At 62.5% G+C, this 275-nt stretch carries 1 protein-coding gene; it reads left to right on the top strand.

The features are described from left to right. Nucleotides 1-48: 48 nt before the first annotated feature. Nucleotides 49-275, top strand: a 227-nt coding sequence (locus Q4550_RS24735; RefSeq protein ID WP_369290144.1) for a calcium-binding protein, incomplete at its 3' end; no start/stop codon positions are given.

Here is a 275-nt window from a genome sequence, read left to right on the forward strand (position 1 = left end):
GGCGGGGACGGTACCGATCTTCTGAGCGGCGGGGAGGGTGATGATACCCTGCGAGGAAGCTTTGATGCGGATACATTGCACGGGGATGCCGGAGATGACGTTCTGCACGGCGACAATGGCGATGACGGCCTGTTCGGGCAGGACGGTCAGGATGTTCTGCTGGGCGGGTTCGGCAATGATATCCTGCAAGGAGGACTGGGCGACGACCGTCTTGAGGGCGGCGACGGCGACGACTCGCTGGATGGCGGAGAAGGGGATGATACCCTTCTTGTGGG

This window comes from Anaerobacillus sp. 1_MG-2023 (genome assembly GCF_030547345.1).
GTDB lineage: Bacteria > Bacillota > Bacilli > Bacillales > Guptibacillaceae > Guptibacillus > Guptibacillus hwajinpoensis_B.